Source organism: Comamonas sp. B-9 (assembly GCF_000410635.1).
GTDB lineage: Bacteria > Pseudomonadota > Gammaproteobacteria > Burkholderiales > Burkholderiaceae_C > Comamonas.
The window spans coordinates 38,903-39,195 of record NZ_KE148528.1 but is presented as its reverse complement, the minus strand read 5'-3'; the positions used below and the strand labels follow the sequence as shown (position 1 = coordinate 39,195).

The following is a 293-nucleotide window of genomic DNA, read 5'->3' as shown; positions in this document are numbered from 1 at the left end:
CGCAGCAGCGCATGCGCCTGCCGCAGCCCTGCCAGCATTGCGCCGCCGCTGGCTGTTGCCCTCGCTGGGCATGGCCGCTGCGGTCGTGATGACCGGCGGCACGGGCCTGCTGGCCTGGCAGCACTGGCAGGCGCAACCCGTGTTCAAGCAGGCCTATGCCTCGCAGCGCGGCCAGCAGCTGCAAGTACAGCTGCCCGATGGCAGCGAGCTGCGCCTCGATACCGCCACGCGGCTGGAGGTGGCCTACTACCGCGACCGCCGTGAAGTGCTGCTGCACGAGGGCCAGGCCGTGT

General features: G+C 71.3%; 1 protein-coding gene. It reads left to right on the top strand.

Annotation, left to right across the window (positions count from 1 at the left end):
- A partial coding sequence (locus H928_RS30035) for a FecR domain-containing protein (RefSeq protein ID WP_192816974.1) occupies positions 1-293 on the top strand: 293 nt, incomplete at both ends.